The sequence below is a fragment of the Paraburkholderia diazotrophica genome (assembly GCF_900108945.1).
GTDB classification, from domain to species: Bacteria; Pseudomonadota; Gammaproteobacteria; order Burkholderiales; family Burkholderiaceae; genus Paraburkholderia; species Paraburkholderia diazotrophica.
This window is the reverse complement of record NZ_FNYE01000002.1, coordinates 139,532-164,303: the sequence shown is the minus strand read 5'-3', so window position 1 is coordinate 164,303 and position 24,772 is coordinate 139,532. Positions and strand designations below refer to the sequence as shown.

The following is a 24,772-nucleotide window of genomic DNA, read 5'->3' as shown; positions in this document are numbered from 1 at the left end:
TCTTGTCCTTTCATTGCAGTGCTTCTCCAAGTTCAATTCGCAAGACAACGGCACCAAGCTCCCGTCGAAGACCCGCGATCCTCGGATAGAGTAGCAAACCCAGATGATCGACAGGCTTAACTTGGATTTCCCCGAGGGTGCGCAGTATCTGACCTTGCTGCGATCGCGAAACAACAAGCTCGGCACGCCCCGCATTTGTCAGCGCCGCATGCAATTCCCTCAGATAATTTTCCGAGAACTCGACTCTTGGAGCGTGGTCTTCGAACAATTTCGCCGCCAGCAAACGCTCCGTTCTCAACGGAGACCGAGAGAAAGGGCTGTAATAGTTCAATGCCGACTGTCGAACAGTGTGACCTCGTGGCCAAAGCAACCCTTGAAAGTTGCAATATGTCCGGAACAATTGAGCAGTCTGCACGTCAGGTCCCAGTTGCGCTCTCGCGAGAGCATGAGCGGCTACATTCAGAGGCCATTCGATTCTACTGGTGGCTTCGATCGTGCGCCACTTGTGAAGCAACGAAAGGATATTCTTATCCGTCTCGGCACTACTGCCCGGTCTAAGGATTCTTGAGTGCAAGACACTTAAGAAACTGTGGCTCAAGGCGAAACCCTCATCGCCGACGATCTTTCGAAAGCGCTCATTCGCTTCGCGACGATGCTTCATGTCCAAGGACGATCGCAGGCTCGCCAGACTCGCCCGAATCTCGGGTTTTGAGTTTGACCTACTCAGCAGATCATAGAGATCGTAGTCAATCTGCTCATAGTCACTCGGTTGCAAAACACGGGTAATCACATTTAGGACCCGCATCGGATCATCGAAATACTGTTCGGAGAGTCGACCGATGATGCCAGCTCCTCCAGGCTCGATCTCACTGAGAAAAACCTCCAAACACTCTTCTTTCCAGACAACGTCTGCGAGCAACGACCTCTCGTCAACATCTGGAAGCAATATGCATAGCGCCTGCTGAACGGTGGCGGCGAGTGTGTTCGCAAGAATCTCCCGCGCTGTAGCGACGAGCGTGCCAATTTCCGCTCCTTCTCGCCATAGAAGATCGCTACACCCGAACAGCGCATCAAGAAAGTGATCGTTCGACAGTATCTCCCGCAATGCTGCCTGAAGCTCCTGTTCTATCGCGTTGTGGTCTGCATCGTCGGGCTGAAACAGGCTTCCCGGAATTGCTCTTAGTCGCTCTATGCCGTCAGGTTGTCTCAACCGTTGAATTGCCTCGCGAAGAGTTGGCGAATTTGTCAACTCCGACCCAGCCAGGTCGAACACTTCTGAGAGAAGGGCCGCCATGAAGCACTCACTCACCCAGTCGGCGAGGAAAGGGTCCCTACGAAAATGATCGAGACTCAAAAGCTGTTGACGAAAGAGTACGGGCCGAAGCGCTCGGAGAACACACTCATCTTCGAGCCCCCTTGCAATAGTTTCGTTTTGTAGGCGGAATCGGAATCTGGCCCCATCCACCCATTGACGTGCTCCGATCGCAACGGGAGTTCCGTTACGCTTCCATTCAAAGGTCGTTTGAGCCTCACTTCCATCCTTGAAACGAAGTGAAGCAGTCGCGCCGAGGCTATACCGAACTACCTCTAACTGAGTCATGTGCTGATGCATACAAAACGTCACATCCGCGAGGCTGTTTTCCCAAGAACCGGAGGGGGACGGGTAGACGGGTGTAGCATCGGGGACCGCAAATTGCACTCCCCACAATGTCTGTGCGTGACTCTTCTCCGAGAGTTGCAAGCGTCTATCAAGCTTTCTTGTATGGATTTCCATAGGGCGCAATACACGTATATTTGCGCACGCACCGGTTTCTACTTCAGCTTCCTCTACGATCGATTCCCCGAAAGCGTCGGCGATCTCGAAGTCTACGAATTCTTCGACATTGGGCGTTGGTGCAAAGGCGGGGGGTACGAGCCAGTCGGTGTCGAGATTACTATCGGTTGCGAACCTTTTTGATATTCGTCCCGGCGCGAATTCACGCAGCCCCTGGAAGAAGGCCAAACCCTCCCAAACCGGCACACTTTTACTTCCGCGTTCAAGCGAAACAAACAAACTTGGAACATTAAGGGCCGCAAACAGCGCATCGGGTATAAATTCCGGGGACGGCGACCTGCCATGTGGTAGCCCCTTCCACAGCGTTCCATACTCCGCCCAGCTCGTCGATATTTGCCGGCGAAGACTTGGTAAAAACTCAAGCATAAGCGAACGAGGCGATGCCCAAAGAATCTTCTGCATCGCCGCTTCATCTACTCTCAAAGCATCCTTTATGTACTTGACCATCTGATCTTGCACATCACCCGGCACGAAGACCTTTTCGATCAGCGACTGTATCTTGGCTAAATCCGCCTCGCGCTTCTTTGGATATTTGAGAATACTGACTAGAGATCCATGGCCCAGTTGCAAGCTGATCCAATCGAGCGCAGCCATCGCACCTTGCATCTTCTGAATATGTATATTCGAAAGCGGCAGGCGGCTCCCCTTGATGACTGGGTCAAGTAGATCTTCATAACGTTGAAACGCTACGCGGTCGCGGCCGTAGTCGGAGAGCACAACGATCATCCATGGGCGCATACTTCTCGATCTTCCAGCTCGTCCCTTGCGCTGAAGATATGAAGCCATGTCTCGCGGAGCCTTGTGCTGCAAAACGGCACCCACCGAGGGATCATTGAATCCGACTTCCAGCGACGACGTCGCAACGATCAACTCAGCGCTGGAGTCCACGCCTGCGTCTTGACTCGAAGTTCTACCAACCTTAGCTCGATCATCCGCTCTCATCGAATGACCAATACTAAGACCGACCCTCCAATCTTGGCCGAAGCGAACGCGCTTCAATCGACCGGTTCGATCTAGGCCGATCTGAAGTCCTCTCAGGCTTGCGAGAGTGGGCTTGGTCGGCGTCAACCCTCTGAAGCTAGTTTGCCAACCTTCAGCGTCAGCCAGTTGATGGTACAAACGATTATTGACGTCAAGATCGTCCGTAAAGATGAATGCTTTAGTACCCCATGTTCCTTCGGATCGGCGATCGTGATTATCCAATACACGGCGTGTTAGCATACTCGCCTGAATTGTGGTCGATAGAAGTGCAGTTTGAGAGACTGGGTCACCCCGTAAGACCATTAAATATTCTGCACCGCTATCCTCAAGTTCCTCTTTCAATGGCTCAACGAGTTCAACGTGCTCTGCTTTGGCTCCAATCAACTCGGAAAAGAAGCTCGTTGCGTCCGCTAATGTAGCCGACAAGCCAACAAAATGAGGTCTACAGTTACTTCTCTTCATCCACCGACGCAACAGAAACGCCGACTGCGCTCCGCTGCTGCCGCCATAGGTGTGCACCTCATCCAAAAGTACAAGGTTAGGTCCAGCATGCTGCCCGACGCCGAAGAGATGGTTCAATCTAAAATTACTCAAATGTTCATTGAGCATCTCCGTGGTTGTGAAAAGAATATCAGGTGGAAGTTTTGCCTGAGATTCTCTTGTAAGCGCGACTTCGTCGGAAGTTACTGAGTGACTGCATTTGTTGCATTGAAGTTTTTCAATTCCGGACTTTAACGCTTCGAACCTCCACTCCATTTTTCCGTCGCAGCCCTTGGTCGGACAACGCATCAAATCGAACGAAAGATTGCCTCTCTTCTCGGCAGCGGAAGCATATGCTTTCGCAACATCTTTCGGGGTATCACCGAAAAGTGCGGCGATCCGAATCTTTCGTCCGTGAAGATGTGTCACGCTGTCGAGTTTTCGACACTGCGCCCATGTCTCCATGAACTGATCTTTCAGCAATTCACGACGGGGGTAGACGGCCAAAATGCGTACGCGCCTTCTATCGTCTACTGAGACCTCTGCAGACAGGGCGGTGATCGCAGGTAAATAGAAGGCCAGGGTCTTTCCGCTTCCGGTACCTGCACAGACTATCGTTCCAGTGGGTTGAGCGGCCCCCCGACGATGATGATCCCAAGCTTTCAGAATCCGACCTGTAGCGCGCTCCTGAAAACCTGACAACGAAAAAGGTGCCCCCTCATCGTCAAGCAGTGCCCGCATGGTCTCCTTTCGAGAATTCACCTCTGCAGACGGCGCATTCTCCAACACTCTCGCCACGAACTGATTTGCGTCGCGGTCTCGCCTCGGATAGCCGCGAGTCCGCCTAATGAACCTAAAATCCGAGACCAACGTCTTCGATTGGTCAATGGGCTTATTGAGAAACCATTGACGCGAACTCCTGTATAGATGCGCGGCCTCTCCCATTCGTGTGCGGTACATCTTCTCGAGGCCCTCTGGATGCGGAGACTCGACCAGCATGGCATGCCTTTCCAACTCGATTAACACATCGAGTGGATCATTCTCGGGCATCTCAGCGACGAGAACTGCCTTTACCTCGGCCTCGCTGAACATGCCTCCTGTGTCACCCCACGTAAGAAGAGTGCTTTCGATCTCTTCAAATTTGTCCAGACATCGTCTCAGATCGGGGAGTGATATGGTCATTGGTACAGCTTCCTTGATCGTTCAATCGAAAAATTGGCCAGAAGTCCCTGCTCTCTAAGCCAGTCGAATATTTTGGGCGACATTTCCGACAAGGGAACCTTCCCCGCCCCATCATGCTGATTTAGCCTTTTGAAGAACGCGTCGACTTCGGGAGGCAAATCAAATTTCATGCCCTCACGTTCCGCGCGCATTGCCCTCGCGATACTTTGCAAGTCGGATAACGAACTGACGGCATCCGGTATTTGGCTCGAAAGCAATTTAAATTGCTTTCGTAATTCGATGTATCTCGTATATGACTGCTCCAACCCTGGAATGTCGCGTTGTGTATCAAGTATCACTTGCTCAACTATAAATGTTCCACGCAGACTCTCGATCCAGTTCGTCCAGCAAGATTGAAGATGCTGGTCGATAGACAGCGACAAATGACGAAGCGAATCGGTAACCGCATTCAACGAATCGTCTTGTCGTGCCTCTGACTTTTGTGAAGTCCAAGCCTGAGTGAATCGTGAGAGATTTGACGCGGCATGATCTCGTAATCGCTGGAGTTCGTTGTCGAAGTCAACTCGCTCCGGCGCGTTTTCTGGTAGTGCTTCGAGCACGGATTGATTTTTAATCGACATCGACAACGCATCAATGACGGGCTTTAGGCGAGAAAATATCTCCGAGCAGTCCTTGATTGCCTCATGTGCCTTCCCTGCCGAGCGGCTGAGTTGGTATTGCTCGCGTAGCGTGAGCAATTGTTGTTCAAGCGTCCGCACGATGAATCCCCTGTAGACCGATCAAGCTGGATTCGGCTTCCTGCAGAAGTTGTGCAATTCCCTCTTGTGCCCGATGCAGCGACTCGGCGCCCCATTCTGCATTGTTAGCCTCCAGGCGGTGAGAGACGTACGCATAGAATATTTTCCACCAATCGAAAGCTTCGACAGCTTGCTTCAGTCGATCGCCGTCGATCTGGTTGACTATCTGCAGACGCCTCAACGTGTCGGGCTCCTTTTGAAGTGCTAGCGTGAGCTTAATCGTTGCCCATGTATCGGCATCAAGAAGGTTCTTGAGCATTGATTTGAAACGTCTTGCACTGGGAAATTCTTGTGCCGAGAAATTAGTTGGGTAATGCTCACCGTCTTTGCTTATGTTATCGATCATTTGGGACATTTCGCCTAGTAGCCCATAGAACTGCTCTTGTCGGGTACACTCCGCCAAACTCTGAAATGCTTCGATTGCTGGAGCGATTTGATCGCTTATGGATCTGTCCAAAGAAACAAGTTGACCATTGGCTCTGCGTTTTTCTGCTTGCGCGATACCATCCATCGCCAAGTCGCCGTCCAGTCCATGATCATTGAACGCGACCAAACTTAACCAAGCTTGTCGCTGAGCATTCCAAGATTGGATAACACGTGATCGAGCTTCGCGTACCGCTGGGGCAGCCGCCGGTTTTGTGACGGCGGCTATATGTTCGGCCTTTTGTAACAGTACGTTCATTACGTACTGTCCGCTTTTGTCTTGACCAATGATGCCTACTTCCTTGGCTGCCGATATCTGTATGCCCATTAATTCGGGAATGACTTTCCTTACTTCGAGAGATAACAACCCCATAGCATAAGGAACCCAGATCGAAGCGAAATTCTGGTACCTCAAGAAATCGACGAAGCCATCCACGTATCGCCATCCGATGCCCGGTGTCTTTTCGTTTATGTACTCATAGCGCAACAGTGCTATCGCTGCGCCTTGAAGAACCGCAGCCTTAAGCGGGTCATCGAAATCCGTTTCGTCGCAAAATTTTAGCGTCCACCCCAGCGCGTTGCCAAGCGCAAACGGCACTTCGATCTGTATTCTTGACCCAATTTTAATTTTTGGTTTTTCTGCCAAACCCACCCATTCGTTTCTGCAATACTGTTGAAACATACGGTCCAATCCGGCACGAAGGAGTCTCGCCTCTTCCTGACCAAGTTGCTGTCTGCGTTGAAACCACAGAGAGACAGTGGCGGGTACCTGGTCGCCAACAGGTTGAGCAGAGGGTTTTGCATCGCCTGTCGCTGCCGACCCGGCTCGGGGTTTTATCGAGTTCGCGGCGATATTTTTTGTCGTGCTCGCATTTTTCTGACCAACGACGGGCTGCTGTGAAAGTAACGCTGCCATCCCCCTAAGCCCGAATGTACTCGCGATTTTCGGATCTAGTTCAGATTGGAGTTCGCTGATTGAGTGGCAACCGTACCCCCAAATTGCCGCAAAGGTCGAGCATCGAGCAGGCTCGTCCAACACGTATAGCTCAGTAAGTCCCGCACCAGCCGCGATTTCGCCAAACCCCGCCACAGGGAATCTTTCTTGTCGACATTCCTCGCGATGATCTCTTAGCGTCCGAAGAAGAATTTCATTGAGGATCTGTCGGGGGTTGAATTTCAAGGGTTCGTCGCCCTTTCTGCAATACCTGTCGGCCAGTGCCTCGATAGCGGACCGGTTAAAGGGGTAGAGCGGGATTCCGGATGGAGCGTATCCGAACGCCTCGATAACGTCGCTATCAACGTCTACATCGTCCCAACGGGGCGGCCACTCGGCGGCGCCCCGATTTCTCCACGATTGCGTGAGTTCAGAGCTACCATGTCGCGCAGCATTCAGATAGCGGGCGCAAAAATTTAGGATTCGCGTCGATGTTTGCCCCGCATCTCCGCTTTGCTCACGAATGAACCACTCATAGATGGCGCGCGTCTTGATTGTATCCTTTCGCCGCGCATACCCATGGTATCCGTCAGTCACGGCGATTGCAGAGCGAAGCGTGCACAACACCTGCTCACCATCCCGTACCGATTCTTCGAGTAAGCCATCTACAAGTACATCTTCGATAGCGGAAATCGCTGCCATATCTTCAACAAGAACGACGAGCGTACGTTCTTGCATCTTCAAGGTACGACGGATGTCCTTGAAGAGATCCTGGAAGCTACCACCGTCGAATTTGAAGAGATGTTGAAATGCTCTCCGCGTTGCCTGTCCAAGTACTTCATTCAACACTCGCACTGCGGAGTTCCTTGCATTTGTGCTGGTGTTGAGTTGCGCTTGACTCACGTACTGCCGCGCCTTGGCCGACAAATCGTGCAGGTTAAAATTGAAGTCGAGGTCTTCCTCTTTTAGTTCATACTCGTTTCTAACCAGTTCATCGTCACTAGCTCCCTGCGTAAGGCGACGCGCAAACTGATAAATGCAATGAGTTGGCTGTAGCAAACTTGCTTTGAAGTTTGGATCTGTAATTAGCTCGGACAGCCCTTGGCCTGGACGGGCATGAGTACTAATAGCTTTGAGTCTATCTTTGTCTTCTGTCGACAGCGCTCGTGCCTCATCTCGAGATTTCGCGATCTCGTCTGTCGCCTGTTCATATAACCTGTTCAGTTGCTGTGCCATAAACATCAATAACAGGTCAGCAACCTCTTCCGTCCGAAGCAAATCTCCTACGGAGGCTATCCGCCCCCGCGCGCTGTCAAACTCTTCACCTTCCAATCTGTCGAGAAGAATTTCGAGAACTTGACGTAAGCTGGCGTTCTTTGGTATTCGAACAATATGCCAGTTCGACGACGCCTCATGCATTTTCAAACGCGCTTCAAGCCAACGAATCAGGTGTGACTTTCCGACGCCTGATCGACCAATAATCGGAATCGGTCTTTCTACCGTCAAGAAGTGCTGGAGGAGGTCGTGCTCATTGCACAGTCGATCTTCGCCTGCGCCTACTCGCTCCAACTCCATCGACTCGTGAACCGCGAGTAGAACGGGCTCGGCCAATTCCTCCGCTTCAGTCCTGATACATTGAAGGACGTGATCTCGCGTCGGCCAATAAGTTATGGGATTCATTCGTTATTCTGGCTAATATAGTGGACCTCCCCGACCGAACGCTGAGCTTGGCCCGGGAGTTGCAAATTGAGGGATGTCGAGTCATCGGAAGGACGCTCCAACCGTATCTGGAACGAACTCTCTAGCCGCACCAAGGCGTGGCTCAAAGCGGCGCTTATCTCGTACGGTTCGTCGAACTCGAATCCCTCCATTAGCGGCTCTATAAGCCTACGATATCTACCGCCGTCCAGCATTGGCAAATACACGCCAAGACGCTCGACCACCGTCTTGATCGGGAGCCGACCTTCGTCAGAAAAAATTGTTGGAAGGTACGGTTTAATGGCTCTTGTGGGATCAATCACGTAAGCTTTTTCGACCGGCTCTAAAAAACCCAGAAAATCCGCAAAAGCAAGAAACCCGGAAAGTTCGTTAGTTTCGTTTAGCTTCTTACCAGGAAGGAAGTTGTTAACCACTTCGGCAGCATTGCTCGATCCTAGGGTCTTTCCACCAAGAAACGTGAAAGCTCGCTGCGGCAACAGACTAGTGATTGCTCGAAGAAACGGTTCGGTGCGTGATCCTTCCAGTATTTCGTCGTCCTTAAATGTGCTGGTGTTCGATACAATCTTCGCAAGCAACCGAGTAGGTAGATCCTGATGTTGCGGATTCGGAACGAGTGAGATGGCTCCGTCTTCCGACGTCGCCCAGAGCCCCTGCTCGAGCCAAAAGTTAAGATTCCACTCAAAGCGCTTCTCTGCGTTCTCCGTGAGAGGTAGATTATCCGGCCGTAAAGTTGTCAACATTTCGACACGGGACACGGGTTTCCCCCTCGCCAGCAAATAGCGATCGATAAGGTTCAATAAAACAAGGCTGCTGCCGGGATGTGCGTTATTTACGATCGACATGTCAAATTCCTCGGAGAAACTCTTCCAGCGACTTAGTTTCCGGATAGCACTCCCACCATGTTCGGTGTGGATAACGTTCGTCGGGCAGGGTATCAGGCGCTATAAGAAGCCTCGGTGGATCATCAATTCCGATAACTGGTAGGTTCTCGTCGGCGGGCGAGACGATGACCACCTCAGGCCATTCCCCTGGAGAATCTCCGGGTTCCAGGGCACACCAGAAGGGGACCGACTGAATCGATGCATCTCGAGATATTTCATCCAGAAACCTGCGATTCGCACGGATCGCCCTCACCTGGCCACTTGCCAGAAGACTGTGCAACCAGTTTCGCCACTCATGCGCCAGCGCACGCTCGCCTGTTCCACGAATATGGTCAGACCTATAGCGGATTCTCAATAGCATTGACGGCGGCATCCATTCGGGACGCACTGGAAAGTGCAGACCGCTCACATTGAAGGCCATTCCGAGCGTGGGGGTGAAGGGCTCCCTTTTGGTCGCTCGACAACCCGGGCACCCTCCGCAGGCGCGCTCGGGCGATATCCCCCCCGACCGATAGAACGTTTCTAACAGATCACATAGTGGTCGATTTGGATCATCAAGCCATTCAGTCAATTTTTTGAAGCCGTCAGCCGCGTAGCCCTTTTCCAGCGCTCGCCTTGGCTCAACTACGTTATTCCAGACTTCGACAGCGGCGTGAGCGTCGTTTCTCACCTGCACCACTAGTTCATCGAAGTAGCGGTCAAAATACTGCGACCGCGCCGAGTCTGTCTCCAATCGCACGCCTTGTTCATCAATTGCACTGGCCGGCGACAAACCCAGATTGATCAGCCCTGCTCGTTGCATTAGCAACAACGTTCTAAGATTCCACTGCTCATTTCCCTCGCTGTTCCGAGGAAGTGACCTGCGTAAAGCCGATTTCGAAATCGTGAATGAGCCGTCTTCCTGATCTATTTTTCCTCGCAAGAGGGTTGTCCATCTGTCGAGGCCCAGCTCAACCGTCACTAGCTTCTGTGCAGATAACGACCTTGCAACATTTAATTGTGCATCGCTATAGATTAGCCAAGACCAACAGGCATTGCCGTCACGTCCACCGCGCCCGGCCTCCTGATAAAAGCGGTCTAAATTTTCGGGTACTGCCGCGTGCACGACACTACGCACGTCGGCCTTATCCATTCCAACGCCAAACGCCGACGTCGCGACCATAACATCTAAGGTATTGTTTTCCCACTGATTGAGAAGTCCATCTCGCTTTGAGGTACTGGTTTCCCCGTGAAAAATACCTACTCGCTCAAAGCCTTGTTTCGACAGCAACTTTTTCCACGCCTCGGCGTCCGCAGGCGAGGTGGCATAAAGAATGAGCGGCCGCGGTAATGTTGATACGGCCTTCACCACTGCACGGGTATGATCTTCTGGTGACGATGCACGATAAATGTTGAAGTCCGGCTCCGGACGAAGAAAGCCAGCATGAACTACGATAGGCTCATCGTCTGTCGAAACAAACGCGTCTCGCAACATTTCTAGCGTGGAATTACTGAGCGTCGCAGACATTAAAAGTGTGCGAATCGCCGAAGGCGAATGTTGCTTGAGCGAACGAAATAAGGGCGATAAAAGTTGGAATTCGGGTCGGAACGCCGCACCCCACTGATCGATCAGATGCGCTTCGTCAACGACCAACGCTCCCAAAAGGCCTTGCTGGCAGATCCGGAAAAGCAGCGGCCTCAGTGAACCAAGAGCAGACTCCGGTGCACAAAATAGAATTCTCTGTGTTCCGCGAGCAAGCCGCTCGCGGATCTCTTCGCGCTCGGACTCCGCTTGCTCGCCGAACCATGCATAGCTACCTCCGTGATCGAGGCCAGCTCCCTTCAGTACGCTTGTCGCCCTTTTTGATTGTTCGAGCATCAGACCGATTGTTGGAACAATGACAAGTACCAAAGCTTGGGGTGTCGCGCAAACACTAAGTGCGTGAATAGCTAACGTTTTACCGCTGCCGGTCGGTAAGTTGACAATAACCGTGCTGTCCATCGGTGACGTCAATATAGCCCTTATAGCAGCCTGTTGCCCTGCGCCGTTGTATGCGGTAAAGGCCGTAGCACCCAACGCTGATTTCAGGGCTACGTCCATACTCAAAGGCTTCAAATAACGACGTCGCCGTCTTCCATAGACTGCGCTCTCGGCTTCGCTCAAGTGCTGCATTAAGCTCACGGCCCCAGTAAGATCCTCAAGTTGAAGCCCAGCGGCAGCCAAGTACTTTGATGGAATCAGGTCGCGAGAAATCTGAAGGACCGGGTTAGATAAACGATTTGCTGCGGCGCACCCAATCGCATCGCGACAAGCAGCAGCTCGATCAGCCGGACCCGCGGATGGATCGGCGAAGACAGTGAGGAGACGACCGAAAAATGGTTCACGAAATCGAGTCTCGGAGATCTGGAAGGTTCGCTCGCGAACCAACTTTTTCAAAGCGTTGAATTCAGACTGCATCAAGCAGTCTCCAACAGATTTTTAGAGCAAACAATCACCGCGTGCATCGACATCAACTGTAAACTAGGAGAATGTGCGATCACGCCAGCGAATTCAGGTAATCCGAGAACTAGGATGCGGCTACTCGCGGCAACCTCCGTTACCAACTTCTGCCACTGAGTAGCGGGAAGGATGGGGTCTAGTTCGTCCCACAAATTGTGGCGCATGTTTAAGTCGGTGAAACCGCGATTCTCTGTTTTATACGGAAACTCCAGCGCCCGGAGTTTTCCTTCGTCCGTCACAATAGCGCCGTCCTCGCCTAACCAATGGCTAATAACTGCGGGACGGAAAAATTCGTCTCCTCTTCTTTGCTGGACGCGCGTATCACCGGGCGCCGAGAAGCTGAGTAGCCAGTTCAGGCGGAAATAGGCCCTCGGCGCGGTCATGGCGCCTCTCTCATAGACTCGCAAAAAGGCACTGGTTGCCCCCCGTGAGTCTGTCGCCAAAAGCCGGTAAACCGAGTCTAGAAACGGCTGCCCATATCTAAATGGGTAAGCGTCTGCGTCGCCGAGTATGTTCTGCCGCGAAAAGCTCATCATCGAAGTTTTTGGCGGGTTTCCGCTTTGGCGATCGATGCCGGTGATACAAGATGCGACAAAAGTGCCAGCGTCTACCAAAGTTCTCCCGCTACCGTTCTCATCTGAAGGAAGGCGGAAACAAAGGCGAAATTGTTCGTCCAATTTTCCTTCAACCTTAAACCGAAGGACGTTTGTTATCCAATCAGACATCTGCTCACCCTGCTCGGCGGCACTCGCTTCTGCAGTTGATATCTCGTCCGCAAACTCCGTAGCGCCAGCGACGTCCGGGTCAAGCGCGAGTAACTCTTCTTGCACGCGAATACGCTGTCGCTCGCGATGCAGCAATCCGCTTTCCTCGCTAAACTCGAGTTGGCTGGCGAGGAGGGCTTGGTCGCCAAGTGTTTGTGCGTTTCGCCAAGTCGCTTCGAACTTCTCTTCGAGCAGGTACTGCAAACTAGCCGCGGTCCGTTCGAACAATTCGAGATTTACATCTAACAGGTCTACCCAATGTCGGATTACCCCTACGTTCTCCGGCAGTAGTGCGAGGCTTTCTACCGGGCGTACTCCTCTGAGATTCGCGCTGTATCGGTTCAGGCGACCCAATCGCTGTTCGATACGGCTGAAATTGCGGGGTATGCTGTAGTGCACCGCTAGCCGGCGACCGCCGTGTAAGTTGAGACCATCTTCCCCATGTTGATCGCATACTAGGAGTTTTATGCTGCTCATCGGTTGAAGGAACTGAAGCAGCTGACTCGGTTTGTAGCGCTCTACCGCCGCGTCATAGTTCGCATCGAGAACTTTGAACACGTGGTCGGCGACGGCGCTGCTGCCGCAGAACACCACTGCTTTTCCTGAGGGGTTTTGCTCAAACCACTCAGCCAAGCCATCGACGAGCGCTTGATCCTTTGCTCCCTGTTCACGCAGAGACTGCTCCACGAGGTCTTCCAATATCTCCAACTCAGCCTGACCAATCTCCCTCGCATCGCCTTCGATGGCATTTCGAGCTCTCTGCCCGACGAGGAACGGAGCATCGAGTAGGTCATCAATCCACTGCAAATATCGATCTACGGTCATTGACGCGTACAGCGAAGGAGCATGAAACGCCTCAGATCGGTAAGCCTCTAGCAGAGCCTCCAACGGCGCGACCCTCGCCTCGCTCGAAAAGTATTTTCGACGTAAGCCATCTAAGCCAGGAAAAAGGTATTGCAGATGCTTCGCCTCGCGTCGATTGCGAAGGAGGCGTTGATGCAGACGATAGTGCTCGCTAATATATACGCGAAGTTGATCAATCGCTTGGCTTCGGGTTTCCCCCGCTTCCTCAGCAAAAAAATCCACAAGGGGAAGCAACGCATCGATCAAATGCCCAAGACGTAAATCCTCTGGAAACTTTTCCTTTAGCTCGCCCGCGATGCTTTCCAATGCTGCATTTGAGTTATCGGCAGTCAGAGCACTATGAAGGCCTCCAAGCCATTCGCGCTGTTTAACCTGACTAGAAAAGCGAGCTACTCCGGCCTCAGATAGCTCGTATGCATCGGGGTTCAAACAATGCAGCATCGCAAGAAAGTTTCTTTCGTTGCCGTTCAATGGCGTGCCCGACAGCAGCAAAACGATCTCGGCTGTCTTGCACGCGCTAGCGATCGACACGAAAAGTGCGCGCTGCGCAGAGACAGCGCTCCAACCGAAATGTGCGAATTGATGAGCCTCATCAATGACGAGCATCGTAGGATTCCATGCCTCGTCCGGTTCGAATCCATCCTGATCGAAGGCTCGAATTCTGATCAGTGCGTTGTCCTGCTGTGCCCCTTCTAGCAGGTCGCCCAAATGGAATCTGAGGGACAATTCGTCTCGCCATTGCGAAACCAAGCTTTGAGGTACCAATATCAGAACACGGGCTTCTTTTTGTCGGTCCATTACATGTTCACGAACAATCAAGGAAGCCTCGATGGTTTTCCCTAATCCGACCTCGTCGGCAAGCAGATACTTCGGATATTTGTCTTGTAGGACCCGCCGAACTACGGAAATTTGATGCGGTTCAAGTTCAACATTGCTGCTGGGGATCGCAGAGATGGATCGACAGGCGGCACGCTGCGCAAGATACGCGTTCAGAAACGCCTGTCTGCGAGGAGCAAAATACGGTGCATCGTTTGATCGCATGGCAAGAAAGGCCACTGGATCGAGAAACTCATTCGATGCGAGATTGAGACAGTAAATTTCGGCAAGTGTGACTACAGAAACATCGGCGTCCTCCGACCGGAAGATCACCAAGTGCTTGCCCTCCGGCCGCGGTCCACCGTATCGTCCGCGTCGCCAAAGTCCTGACGATTGATCTTTGCAATATACGATGCTTTCGTCCAATAACAGAACTGGCTGAAGGACGGATTCTCTGACGAGAATGATTCGACTCTCAATCGCACAAGGAGACTCGAAAAAGCCAATTTCACACAACCCTGCTTCGGTTCGCCCAACAACCTTTCCAATCCCCGTAAAGGCGTCAGAGCGAACCAGATCGCCCATAGCACGCTTGGCCCTCATCCTGGCTCCCGTATTTGTTTTGCCTAATTATTTGTAGCTTTTCCGAGCATTCGCGCCGAATGGCGCTGATACAAAATCTTACAATGTAAACCATGAGACTGCACCGCCCCCAATGGATATCTTTCCACCAATCCCGTCGAGCGACCATCTACATACAATTATTAGTTCCAGTACATTCACGGATCCGAATCTCGCCGGACAATCAATACGGGCCGCCCCGTTTGCGCCAGCCGCACCGGCCCCTATTTATTACATAAACATTACAATGCGTTATCAAGACTTTTGCGGCCTGATACGCTGTGCAGGCACCTCTGAAATCCGCCTACATCGCTAATTCTCAATGCGCTCCAAGCGCTTGAACGTTCCCGAGCTTAGGGGAAACTGCGCTCCAGTTTGTGTTGTCATCACTTACGATCACCAGCGCAACACTTCGACGTTTCAGCCTGTGTTCGAAGTTAGTCATCGATCCGACGTCGAGCGGTCAGGCGGGCTTGAAGCTCACGGATGCATTTGCGTATCAATGATCACGCATCCATCAATATCGCCCAGATGGGCTGTGCCATCTTGTTCGCCAGTGGTACGAACACACGATCGACGGCGGCTGGGACGCTCATTTGGTTTTCAACGTATCGCAGGGAATGAGTCGTCCGCGGTCATCTGCAAAGCGTCCGCCGATTGATTGCCTCCTTGCGACATGAGTGCGCCACTGGCCCACTATCGGCGAGCCCCGTCAGAGGGCGAAGGCGGGAAGCCAACTCGATCACAAGACGGCGCCCAAAACCGGCGCAAGCCTATCCTGCAATACCGTGATTTCCTTCTATTTCCATCGCGCAATTTCAAACGTTACCTGAGCGGCACCGAACGCCACCAAACAACCGCGGAACTGGATCACTTGTCTCGTGGAAAGAACGTGGTTGCGTTTTTCCTTGGTTCGTAGATGCGATGCAGACATCCAAGGAACAGCGCCGGATACGTCGCGAAAACTCATCGCATCAGACGAGGAGCCGCGTCACAAACCAATTCGAGGCGACAGCCATTCGCGAACACATGCCGTGCTATCCAGCGCGACATATTCGCTCGATAGCCAAATGATCTCATCGAAGTTCACGGGTATCTTTGCGGCAACGCACGTCCTGAACGCTAACGTTGTTCCTCCGCCACTGACTGAAAAAAATGCGTCGTTCCCGCGTGTCGCATTGTCGTCCAAGGCGCTCCGCGAACGTCCACAACACGCACTAGTACGGCGTTGACCTGTTAACCAACGGCATGCAGGATCATTTAGACACACCGATCGCCCGATGGAAACGGAGAGTCACCATGCCCGCACCGAAGATGTACACGAAAGCCCAATGGGATGAGTTCGTCCGGTTGCTCGATGCGCTACCGGAAAAGCCGCCGTCCGAGCAGCGCATGACCGTGCGTGATGCGATGTCGAACGTGCGCGTCCACATCGACGCGGCTCGCGCCAAAGGTTATTCGGTCGAGCAACTGATAGGTCAAGCGAAACAGGCGGGTATCGATGTGACGGCCAGTGCACTTCGATACGCACTGCAGGAAACGAAGAAGCGAAAGGGAACCAGTCGTCGACTGGATGGCACATTCGGGGCTCGCAGACGCGCGAATACTTCCGACAACCAATCGTCAAAGCGCACAACTGGTCACCAATCCAGTCTTGCACCTCAGGCAAAGACGGAGCGCGAAAACAACAAACCCGATTCGATGGTCATCCAGGATACGTTCAGTTTCCAAATCAGACCCGATATCGAAGACCTTTGAATCAGACAGCGATACAAACGGATCAGGGCGATAGACGCCATCAGGACGCGCCCAAACGACGCTAGAACGTTACGGCAAACGTGTAGTAGATGGGTAGCGACAAACCATCTATATTCCTGCGCAGACGTTTACCTGGGCCACCGCTCGCATAGCGTCTACTTTCAACGGCGTTGCGCGACTCTGTCTGCTCAGGACGCTCTGAACGAAGCGCTGACCAGAACCTCGGCACGTTAGGACCTTCGTCTCAAAAACGTCGCGGTCGGATCGGCCCGAACTCCGCGCCCGCTTTTAGTCGATCTAGGTAATCAGCCCAAGCCTGCATCATCGCGACCCGGTCGTCGATAAACCGCGTCCGGTTGTAGGCGCTGCCGAGCGAGTCAGGAACCCGGTGTGCAAGTTGGTGCTCGATGACTTCGGCCGAAAACCGAAGCCGCTCATGCAAGATGGTCCGCGCCATCGCCCGGAAACCGTGCCCGGTGATCTCGGTCTTCGTGTCGAAGCCGAGCCGCTGCAGCGCGGCATTGATAGCTGCGCCACTCATGGGTTTTCTGCGATCACGGCCCGGAAAGACGCAGCGCCATTTTCCAGTCAGCGCCTGCAGTTCTTTCAGGATCTCCACGGCTTGGGTAGCCAGCGGCACAAGATGTTCGGTCCTCGTCTTGGAGACGGTAAAACGCCATTCGCGCCGCTCCAGATCAATCTGCGTCCACTCAGCCTGCCTTAACTCGCCGGGTCGCACGAACAGCAGCGGGGCCAGTTGCAGCGCTGACTGCACGACCAAAGTCCCGGAAAAGCCGTCGAAGGCGCGTAGCATCTCCCCCACCTTCTGAGGATCAGTAATAGAAGCGAAGTGCGTATGCCGGTTAGGTCGTAGCGCTCCGCGTAAGTCGGCGCTTGGGTCGCGCGTAGCGCGCCCGGTCGCCACAGCGTAGCGAAAGATCTGACCACAATTCTGATGAAGTCGGTGTGCAGTATCGTGAGCGCCGCGCGACTCGGCACGACGCAGCACTTCGAGCACTTCGGGCGGGCTGATGTCGGCAATTGGACGCGATCCGAGCCACGGAAACAGGTCCTTCTTCAGTCGCCCAATGATCTTTTCGGAATGGCTGGGTGCCCAGCCGGGCGCTTGCTGCTCGAACCACTCGAGCGCGATGGCCTCGAAGGTGGTGGCTGCGTTGAGCCGGGCGAGGCGCTTCTTCTCTTTCTTGGCCTGCCCCGGGTCGACGCCATCGGCCAGTAGAGCACGCGCCTCGTCGCGCTTCCTCCGCGCGTGGGCCAGCGTAACATCGGGATAGACGCCCAGCGCCAGCTTCCGCTCACGATCGTTGAACCGGTATTTAAGGCGCCAGTACTTGCCGCCGGCAGGAGAAATCTCGAGATACATGCCGCGGCCGTCGGAGACTCGATACGTCTTATCCCGTGGCGCAGCCCGGCGAACTTCCAGATCGGTAAGAGGCATGGGACACCTCCCGTGGCGTGGGGGCCTAAATTTCCGGCGAGCTCAGAAAACGAGCGGATGCCCCCAAAACTGCGCTGGAAAGCCCCCGGCTGTCAACGGAAACCACAATCCCGAAGTGGAAACAAAAACCCCGCGAGCCTTACGGGACGCGGGGTTTGCGGAATTCTGCGGAACTTCGTGGAATACTTAATGGTGGAGCGGAAGGGGATCGAACCCTCGACCTTCGCATTGCGAACGCGACGCTCTCCCAGCTGAGCTACCGCCCCACGATCAAACGATTCTAGCACAGCACATTCTTAATGCACCAGCCAGCAACCCGCATCACTTAACCGGCGCCCCGGCCAACACCCAATCGACGACGATGCGGATATCCGCATCGCTCATCGCCGGATGGGCGGGCATCGGAATCGCGCCCCACACGCCCGACCCGCCATCCTTCACCTTACGCGCGAGCATCGCGGGAGCCCCGGCGTTGCCCTTGTACTTCTCCGCCACTTGCTGAAACGAAGGTCCAACGAGTTTCCGATCGACAGCGTGACACCCCATGCACGCGTTGCTTCGCGCGATCGCGAGCCCGCGCGGCGTGTCGGCGGCGGATGCAGACACCGAAAACGCCCCCACAGCCAAAGTCACCAACACTCCACCCAGCATCATGCGCCCGACAAAGAAGCCGAACCTCATTGCACCGCCTTAGGATTGCCCGGATGAACAGACGTCGAATTACTGACGGGCGCAGGCGACTGTTGCTCCAACGGACGCGAAGTCACCGACGAATCCGGCACCGCCCCCGACGTCACATCCGCGGCTTCCGGTTGCGCGGCAGCGGCCGGCGCACCGGAAGCAGCCGAAGCAGTCGCCGCCGATGCAGCCACCGCCTCCTGCGGCTGGATGTACTGGAAGACCTTCACAACCTGCACGACGCCCGGCACGCGGCTCGCGACATCCGCGCCCCGATTGCCTTCGTCGGCGGTCACGAGCCCCATCAGATACAGCGTCCCGCGCTCGCACACCACCTTGTAGTTGTTCGCCGAAATGTTCTTTTCGGCGATCAGCGCCGTCTTCACGCGGCCCTCGAGATACGTGTCGTTACTGCGCGACGAGAAATCGCTCGCCGGCGCAATAGTCAGCTCGTTGACAATCGCATTCACGTTGTTGAGGCTTCGCACGACGCTTTCCGCACGCGCCTTCGACACCTCGCCGGCCACTTCGCCCGTCAGCAGCACGCGCCGGTTGAATACCGTCACGTTGACGTGCGCATTGTCCGGCAGGTTCTGGCTGATCAGCGACATCGCCTTGACCTGAATCTCGCGGTCTTCCGTCTGCGCGCCGAGCGTGCGGCGGTCGGTCGCGACGAGCGCACTGCCGCCCGCCGCCGCGCCGACAGCCAGCACGCACCCCTGCAGCGTCGCTGCCAGTCCGGCGACGAGCCCAACCACCAGCGTGGTCCTCACAAACGTACTCTTCACGCGATATGCGCTCATCAACTCGCTCTCCTTCGGAATCATTCTTCACCGAGCAACATGGCATCGATGCCGTCGCACAGACTATGGATCGTCAACAGATGCACTTCCTGCACGCGCGCCGTCCGATCGGACGGCACGCAAAGATGGATGTCGGTATCGTGCAGCACTTCATTGATCTTGCCGCCGCCTTTGCCCGACAGCGCGACGACGATCATCTCGCGATCGTGTGCGTCTTCAATGGCGGCGAGGATATTCGCAGGATTGCCGGATGTCGAGATGGCGAACAGCACGTCGCCCGGCTGTCCGAGCGCGCGAATCTGCGTCGCGAAGATCTGATCGAGCGACGCGTCGTTGGCAATGCCGGTGAGGCTCGATGAATTCGCCGTCAGCGCGATGGCGGGCAACGCCGGCCGTTCGCGTTCGAAGCCGCCGATCAATTCGGCGGCGAAGTATTGCGCGCCGGCAGCGGACCCGCCGTTGCCGCACGCCAGTATCTTGTTGCCGTTCGCAAGCGCGGCAAACATCGTATCGACGGCCGCCGCGATCGGCATCGACAGGCTTTCTAGTGCTGCGAGTGTGACTGCCGCGCTGTCGCGGAAGTGTTGTTGAATGCGTTCGACTGACATCGACTCTCTATCGTGTACTGCATGCGCCACCCGCCCGGCGACGCTGGTTCATGTGGACGTGTGTGTCCTTCCCTGCGCGACTGCATACGGCCGCTCCAATCTGCGCGCTCCGATACGATAGCGCGCAGCCCCGTGCGCGTCCGCAAGTTTATCGTACTCACGCTACGATTCCGGCGCGTCAGCAGTCGCCAGCGCAGTCGTCCGCGCGAAAAGCATCGCGCAGCCATAGCAAACGTCCGCGCTCGAACGCGATCACATCGAAGCGGCACGCTGGCATCGCGCCATCATGTGCCGACAAAAAATGCTGCGCGGCGCGCACGATGCGTTGCTGCTTCCGCCACGTGACGCTCGCCGCCGCGCCGCCGTATCGGCTTTGCGCACGCGCCCGCACTTCGACGAACACCAGCGCGCCGTCCGGCTCGCTCATCACGAGATCGATTTCGCCGCCACGACAGACGACATTGCGCGCGACGAACCGCAAGCGCTGCCGCTGGAGAAACGTCATCGCGCGCGTTTCGAATGCCGCTCCGACGGTTTTGGACCGGGCGCCATCGGAAAAGTTGTTCGGGCGGCCCGCGTCATCATGCGTGCGCTCTCGTGCGAATGCGCCTGCGTGGCACAATGTCGGCCTTGTTTTGTGTGTCTGCGTCTTTCGTGTCATGACTCCTCTTTCCGAACTCGCGCAAGGGCAGCACTATCCCGCTTCTGCGCTCTATGTCGTGGCTACGCCGATCGGCAACATCGCCGACATCACGTTGCGCGCGCTGCACGTTCTCGGCCTCGTCGATCGCATCGCCGCCGAGGACACGCGCAACACGGGGCAACTGCTGTCGCGCTACGGCATCGCTAAGCCGCTCGTCGCCGTGCATCAGCACAACGAACGCGAAGCGGCGCGGCGCATCGTCGAGTATCTGCAGGCAGGCGAGCGCATCGCGTATGTCTCCGACGCGGGCACGCCGGGCATTTCCGATCCGGGCGCGAAGCTCGTCGATGCCGTGCGCGGAGCCGGTTTCGCCGTGGTGCCGTTGCCCGGCGCAAGCGCGCTTGCAACCGCGCTCAGCGTCGCGGGCGACTGGGTCGCGACGTTCACCTTTCTCGGCTTCCTGCCGACCAAAGCAAAGCAACGCGCCGCCGCGCTCGCGCCGCTCGCGAAACATCCGCACGCGATGGTGTTCTACGAAGCGCCGCATCGCATCATCGAAACCGTGCAGGCGCTCGCCGATGCCTTTGGCGGCGAACGGCGTCTGTTGATTGGCCGTGAGTTGACGAAGTTACATGAGGCATTGCATCGCTGCACCCTGGCCGAAGGGCCTAAGTGGCTCGAAGAAGATGCGAACCGGCAGCGTGGAGAATTCGTGCTGGTCGTGGAAGGCGCACACGCCGAAGCCGAAGGCGAGCACGATCACGACGCGCTGCTTGGCTTGTTGCTGGAGGAGTTGTCGGTGAGCGGCGCGGCGAGGATCGCGGCGGCGCTGACGGGCGCATCGCGCAATGCGTTGTACACGCGTGCGCTCGCCCTGAAAAAGGACGACTGAAACAAAAAGGGCTGCACAACGCAGCCCTTTTGCAGGTCTTCTCTTTGCGGACATCGACCCTCCGCAGCAATCCCGGCAATGACGGACGATTTATTTGTCGGTCGAATCGCTCTGGTTCGAAGCCAGGATCTGGTTCATCTCAGCCTTCGCTTCGCGCTGCGTCAGCCCTTCGATCTTCACGCGCGCCGTGCCGATGCGGGCAAGGTGCAGGACTTTCGCGGCCGCATACGAGAGATCGATCACGCGGCCACGCGCATATGGGCCGCGGTCGTTGATCCGCACAACGACGGCGTCGTTGGTCGCCGGGTTGGTCACGCGCACATACGAGCCGAGCGGCAGCGTGCGATGAGCCGCCGTCAGCGCGTGCATGTCGAAGCGCTCGCCGTTCGCCGTCTTGCGTCCGTGGAAGCCGCGGCCGTACCAGGACGCGCGACCCAGCTGATGGAAGTCAGCGATATTGGGACCGTCGGTCAGCGGCTCAGCGTCCGCGAGCTTTCCCTTCTGAGCTGCCGCATCCGGTAGTTCTTTCAAACCTGAACCGTACGACAGCGGGGCGAGCGCGGTTTGCGCGTCCTTCGTTGCCGCGGACACACCGCTGGCTTGGGTGTTCGCGCCTGGAGGCACTGCACAGCCGGCGAGTGCCAAAAAGGCAAAAACACTCCCAACGCGTCGGGGTAGCCGAGTTTTCATAATACGAATTGATACAAAATGCGAGCCGCATCACGCGAATGGCTGCGTGTTTGCCTGCGACTCCGGCGGCAAGGGGCCAGCGCGCGCTGCGCAACGCTGGCGCAGAACGACAAAGCCCGGACGCGGCACATTCAGCCGCAACCGCACGGTTAGTTTTCACGTCTGACGCAACCTGTCCCCGCAGATTCGCCAGACCCCACAAGCCGCCATCGAACGTTCACACGCTCAGCGCCGGAAACTCACAGCGCTCAGGAAGGCGGCGTAGGCCCCATCCGGCGTTACGGCAGCGAGGCCGTGGCAGGCGCGTGGCACCTGGCTGGACAGGACGTGCGCATCGATAAAAGCAATCGATGCTGGATTTGCCGTCGGATGCACCCGACAGCACTTGCTTGATGGTGAATCAGCACCGTTCATTCCAGTTTCATATGATGAAACGGCAGCTGCGCACCCGAAAGACAGCGCGGTCTCCCACGCTCAATACGCGCATTATAGCAAAAACACAATTCCGTGTTCCCTACCTGGTGGTTCCGTCGATGAATTCTCACTATTACTGTAAAAATGGGCATTCACTAGTCGGCTTTCCGGCCAATGGCGCGTATCGCGACGGTCGGTACAATCGAGCTTTTCACGCATCGCGTCGCCACTCATGAAAGTCACCCTGATCCCCGTCACGCCGTTTCAGCAGAACAGTTCGCTGCTCGTCTGTGAGCAGACCGGGCGAGCGGCCATCGTCGATCCGGGCGGCGATCTCGACATCATCAAGGGCGAGGTCGAGCGCCAGAAAGTGTCGGTCGAAAAGGTGCTGCTGACACACGGCCACATCGATCATTGCGCCGGTGCAAAGACGCTGGCCGCGCATTACGGCGTGCCGATCGAAGGTCCGCATGTCGATGAACGTTTCTGGCTCGACAAGCTGCCCGAGCAAAGTACGCGCTTCGGTTTTCCCGCTGCCGATGCGTTCGAGCCGGATCGCTGGCTCGACGACAACGACACGGTGACGTTCGGCAACGAAACGCTCGAGGTCTATCACTGCCCAGGTCACGCGCCGGGTCACGTCATCTTCTTCAGCCGCGCGCATCGTCTCGCGCTGGTCGGCGATGTGCTGTTCGCCGGCTCGATCGGACGCACAGACTTCCCGCGCGGCAATCACGGCGACCTGATCCGCTCGATCCGCGAAAAGCTCTGGCCGCTCGGCGATGACGTCACCTTCGTCCCGGGCCACGGCCCGACGTCGACATTCGGCGACGAACGGCGCACGAATCCGTACGTCGCGGATGGAGTCAGCGCATGACGGTGGAAATCTATGTGAGCACCGACGTCGAAGCGGACGGCCCGATTCCCGGTCCGCATTCGATGCTGAGCTTTGCGTCGGCGGCTTACACTGCGGACAAGCAACTGATCGGCACGTTCTCGGCGAATCTCGAATTGCTCGAAGGCGCGGCGCCGCATCCCGTGCAGGAAGCGTGGTGGAAGACGCAACCCGAAGCGTGGGCCGCGTGCCGCAAGGATTTGCAGCAACCGGAGGCGGCACTCGTCACGTATGTCGAGTGGGTCGAGGCGTTGCATGGGAAGCCCGTGTTCGTGGCGATGCCGGCGGGCTTCGATTTCACGTTCATGTTCTGGTACATGATGCGTTATGCCGGCCGCTGCCCGTTCTCGTGGTCCGCGCTCGACATCAAGACACTCGCGTTCGCGATGACAGGGTTGCCGTATCGCAAGTGCATCAAGCCGCGTTTTCCGAAGCACTGGTTCGACGACCATCCGCACACGCACGTCGCGCTCGACGATGCAATTGAGCAAGGCGCGCTCTTTTGCAACATGCTCGCCGACCTGCGGGCGCGTCAGAGCGTGATTTTGTCCGATGCTGAAGGGGACGACTCAGCACAAAACGCCAACGACCCGGCGCGAAATTAGGGAATCTCCCTCAGCAAGGGCGTCTTCGATTGCGTTTCGTTTTCCGTGCCTCTACCATTGACGAAAAGGCGACGCGAAAACGGAGGCGCAGTTGACACTCGATACGTTCTCTCAAAAGATCCTGCGTCTTTTGCAGCTCGACGCGCGCCGTTCGGTGCAGGAAATATCCGATCAAGTCGGGCTCTCCAGCACGCCGTGCTGGCGCCGCATCAAGGACATGGAGCAATCGGGCATCATCCAGCGCTATACGGCGTTGCTCGACCGCGAAAAGCTCGGTCTCCATGTCTGCGCGCTCGCGCATATTCACCTCACGCGTCACACGGAAGGCGGCGTCGAACAGTTCGAGCGGGAAATCGCCACCTGCCCCGAAGTGACCGAGTGCTACAGCACGACGGGCGAATCCGATTACATCCTCAAGATCGTCGCGCCCGACATCAAGGCATACGACACATTCCTGCACGATCGCATCTTCAAGATTCCCGCCGTCGCACAGGTGCGCACGAGCGTCGTGCTGCGCGAGATCAAGTTCGATACGCAGTTGCCGCTTTGACG

The 24,772-nt window shown here is 55.7% G+C and carries 17 protein-coding genes and 1 tRNA gene; 5 read left to right on the top strand and 13 right to left on the bottom strand.

Features of this window, described 5'->3' with window-relative positions:
- Positions 1-10: 10 nt before the first annotated feature.
- From dpdJ to dpdE, 6 genes are read right to left on the bottom strand one after another with little or no spacing between them, the layout of a single operon-like run.
- Entirely contained in the window at positions 11-4,477 is a 4,467-nt protein-coding gene (dpdJ, locus tag BMW76_RS03445) for a protein DpdJ (RefSeq protein ID WP_090862920.1), read from the bottom strand.
- Positions 4,474-5,235, bottom strand: a complete 762-nt coding sequence (locus tag BMW76_RS03440) for a hypothetical protein (protein WP_143062201.1) — start codon at positions 5,233-5,235, stop codon at positions 4,474-4,476. The genes dpdJ and BMW76_RS03440 overlap by 4 nt, the downstream gene beginning before the upstream one ends.
- Positions 5,222-8,311, bottom strand: a complete 3,090-nt coding sequence (gene dpdH / locus BMW76_RS03435; RefSeq protein ID WP_281248485.1) for a protein DpdH — start codon at positions 8,309-8,311, stop codon at positions 5,222-5,224. Before dpdH ends, BMW76_RS03440 begins: the two co-directional genes overlap by 14 nt.
- Positions 8,308-9,192, bottom strand: coding sequence for a protein DpdG (gene dpdG, locus BMW76_RS03430; RefSeq protein WP_090862911.1), 885 nt, complete (start codon positions 9,190-9,192; stop codon positions 8,308-8,310). Before dpdG ends, dpdH begins: the two co-directional genes overlap by 4 nt.
- Before the next feature lies 1 nt (position 9,193).
- Positions 9,194-11,668 carry a protein DpdF gene (gene dpdF, locus BMW76_RS03425; RefSeq protein ID WP_090862907.1) on the bottom strand — a complete coding sequence of 825 codons (2,475 nt, stop codon included), beginning with the start codon at positions 11,666-11,668 and terminating at the stop codon, positions 9,194-9,196.
- Entirely contained in the window at positions 11,668-14,739 is a 3,072-nt protein-coding gene (gene dpdE / locus BMW76_RS03420; RefSeq protein ID WP_177200300.1) for a protein DpdE, read from the bottom strand. The genes dpdF and dpdE overlap by 1 nt, the downstream gene beginning before the upstream one ends.
- A 1,335-nt stretch (positions 14,740-16,074) precedes the next feature.
- Here dpdE and BMW76_RS03415 point away from each other — a divergent pair.
- Positions 16,075-16,533: a hypothetical protein gene (locus tag BMW76_RS03415; RefSeq protein ID WP_090862902.1), complete on the top strand. Its 459-nt coding sequence runs from the start codon at positions 16,075-16,077 to the stop codon at positions 16,531-16,533.
- Positions 16,534-16,777: 244 nt separating this feature from the next.
- Here BMW76_RS03415 and BMW76_RS03410 read toward each other — a convergent pair whose 3' ends face one another.
- The 6 genes from BMW76_RS03410 to BMW76_RS03385 form a co-directional block, all read right to left on the bottom strand.
- Positions 16,778-17,992, bottom strand: a complete 1,215-nt coding sequence (locus BMW76_RS03410; protein ID WP_090862899.1) for a tyrosine-type recombinase/integrase — start codon at positions 17,990-17,992, stop codon at positions 16,778-16,780.
- A gap of 190 nt (positions 17,993-18,182) precedes the next feature.
- Positions 18,183-18,258, bottom strand: a tRNA-Ala gene (locus BMW76_RS03405).
- A gap of 55 nt (positions 18,259-18,313) precedes the next feature.
- Positions 18,314-18,673 (bottom strand): c-type cytochrome, encoded by a 360-nt coding sequence (locus BMW76_RS03400; protein WP_090862895.1) that lies wholly within the window; start codon positions 18,671-18,673, stop codon positions 18,314-18,316.
- On the bottom strand, positions 18,670-19,473 hold the full coding sequence (locus BMW76_RS03395) for a BON domain-containing protein (protein ID WP_090863581.1): 804 nt from the start codon (positions 19,471-19,473) through the stop codon (positions 18,670-18,672). The genes BMW76_RS03400 and BMW76_RS03395 overlap by 4 nt, the downstream gene beginning before the upstream one ends.
- A gap of 20 nt (positions 19,474-19,493) precedes the next feature.
- Positions 19,494-20,081: a phosphoheptose isomerase gene (locus BMW76_RS03390; RefSeq protein WP_090862892.1), complete on the bottom strand. Its 588-nt coding sequence runs from the start codon at positions 20,079-20,081 to the stop codon at positions 19,494-19,496.
- A 178-nt stretch (positions 20,082-20,259) separates the two neighbouring features.
- On the bottom strand, positions 20,260-20,742 hold the full coding sequence (locus tag BMW76_RS03385; RefSeq protein WP_090862889.1) for a YraN family protein: 483 nt from the start codon (positions 20,740-20,742) through the stop codon (positions 20,260-20,262).
- On the opposite strand from BMW76_RS03385, the gene rsmI reads away from it, so the two are divergent.
- Positions 20,741-21,616 (top strand): 16S rRNA (cytidine(1402)-2'-O)-methyltransferase, encoded by an 876-nt coding sequence (gene rsmI / locus BMW76_RS03380; RefSeq protein ID WP_090862887.1) that lies wholly within the window; start codon positions 20,741-20,743, stop codon positions 21,614-21,616. The genes BMW76_RS03385 and rsmI overlap by 2 nt on opposite strands.
- A gap of 90 nt (positions 21,617-21,706) precedes the next feature.
- On the opposite strand, the gene BMW76_RS03375 is transcribed toward rsmI, so the two are convergent.
- Complete coding sequence (locus BMW76_RS03375) at positions 21,707-22,306, bottom strand: septal ring lytic transglycosylase RlpA family protein (RefSeq protein ID WP_090862884.1); 600 nt, start codon at positions 22,304-22,306, stop codon at positions 21,707-21,709.
- 646 nt (positions 22,307-22,952) lie between these two features.
- Between BMW76_RS03375 and BMW76_RS03370 the strand changes: the two genes are divergently transcribed.
- From BMW76_RS03370 to BMW76_RS03360, 3 genes are all read left to right on the top strand, one after another.
- Entirely contained in the window at positions 22,953-23,597 is a 645-nt protein-coding gene (locus tag BMW76_RS03370) for an MBL fold metallo-hydrolase (RefSeq protein WP_090862881.1), read from the top strand.
- Positions 23,594-24,220, top strand: a complete 627-nt coding sequence (locus BMW76_RS03365; RefSeq protein ID WP_090862878.1) for a 3'-5' exonuclease family protein — start codon at positions 23,594-23,596, stop codon at positions 24,218-24,220. Before BMW76_RS03370 ends, BMW76_RS03365 begins: the two co-directional genes overlap by 4 nt.
- Positions 24,221-24,311: 91 nt before the next feature.
- Positions 24,312-24,770, top strand: coding sequence for an Lrp/AsnC family transcriptional regulator (locus BMW76_RS03360; RefSeq protein WP_012399541.1), 459 nt, complete (start codon positions 24,312-24,314; stop codon positions 24,768-24,770).
- The last annotated feature ends 2 nt before the right edge of the window (positions 24,771-24,772 follow it).

Coding starts and splice junctions, on each gene's coding strand:
- BMW76_RS03375 (WP_090862884.1), bottom strand. CDS start 22,306: ATGAAAACTCGGCTACCCCGACGCGTTGGGAGTGTTTTTGCCTTTTTG.
- BMW76_RS03390 (WP_090862892.1), bottom strand. CDS start 20,081: ATGTCAGTCGAACGCATTCAACAACACTTCCGCGACAGCGCGGCAGTC.
- dpdJ (WP_090862920.1), bottom strand. CDS start 4,477: ATGACCATATCACTCCCCGATCTGAGACGATGTCTGGACAAATTTGAA.
- BMW76_RS03385 (WP_090862889.1), bottom strand. CDS start 20,742: ATGACACGAAAGACGCAGACACACAAAACAAGGCCGACATTGTGCCAC.
- dpdF (WP_090862907.1), bottom strand. CDS start 11,668: ATGCAGTCTGAATTCAACGCTTTGAAAAAGTTGGTTCGCGAGCGAACC.
- dpdG (WP_090862911.1), bottom strand. CDS start 9,192: ATGTCGATCGTAAATAACGCACATCCCGGCAGCAGCCTTGTTTTATTG.
- BMW76_RS03395 (WP_090863581.1), bottom strand. CDS start 19,473: ATGAGCGCATATCGCGTGAAGAGTACGTTTGTGAGGACCACGCTGGTG.
- dpdE (WP_177200300.1), bottom strand. CDS start 14,739: ATGGGCGATCTGGTTCGCTCTGACGCCTTTACGGGGATTGGAAAGGTT.
- dpdH (WP_281248485.1), bottom strand. CDS start 8,311: ATGAATCCCATAACTTATTGGCCGACGCGAGATCACGTCCTTCAATGT.
- BMW76_RS03400 (WP_090862895.1), bottom strand. CDS start 18,673: ATGAGGTTCGGCTTCTTTGTCGGGCGCATGATGCTGGGTGGAGTGTTG.
- BMW76_RS03415 (WP_090862902.1), top strand. CDS start 16,075: ATGCCCGCACCGAAGATGTACACGAAAGCCCAATGGGATGAGTTCGTC.
- rsmI (WP_090862887.1), top strand. CDS start 20,741: ATGACTCCTCTTTCCGAACTCGCGCAAGGGCAGCACTATCCCGCTTCT.
- BMW76_RS03370 (WP_090862881.1), top strand. CDS start 22,953: ATGAAAGTCACCCTGATCCCCGTCACGCCGTTTCAGCAGAACAGTTCG.
- BMW76_RS03410 (WP_090862899.1), bottom strand. CDS start 17,992: ATGCCTCTTACCGATCTGGAAGTTCGCCGGGCTGCGCCACGGGATAAG.
- BMW76_RS03365 (WP_090862878.1), top strand. CDS start 23,594: ATGACGGTGGAAATCTATGTGAGCACCGACGTCGAAGCGGACGGCCCG.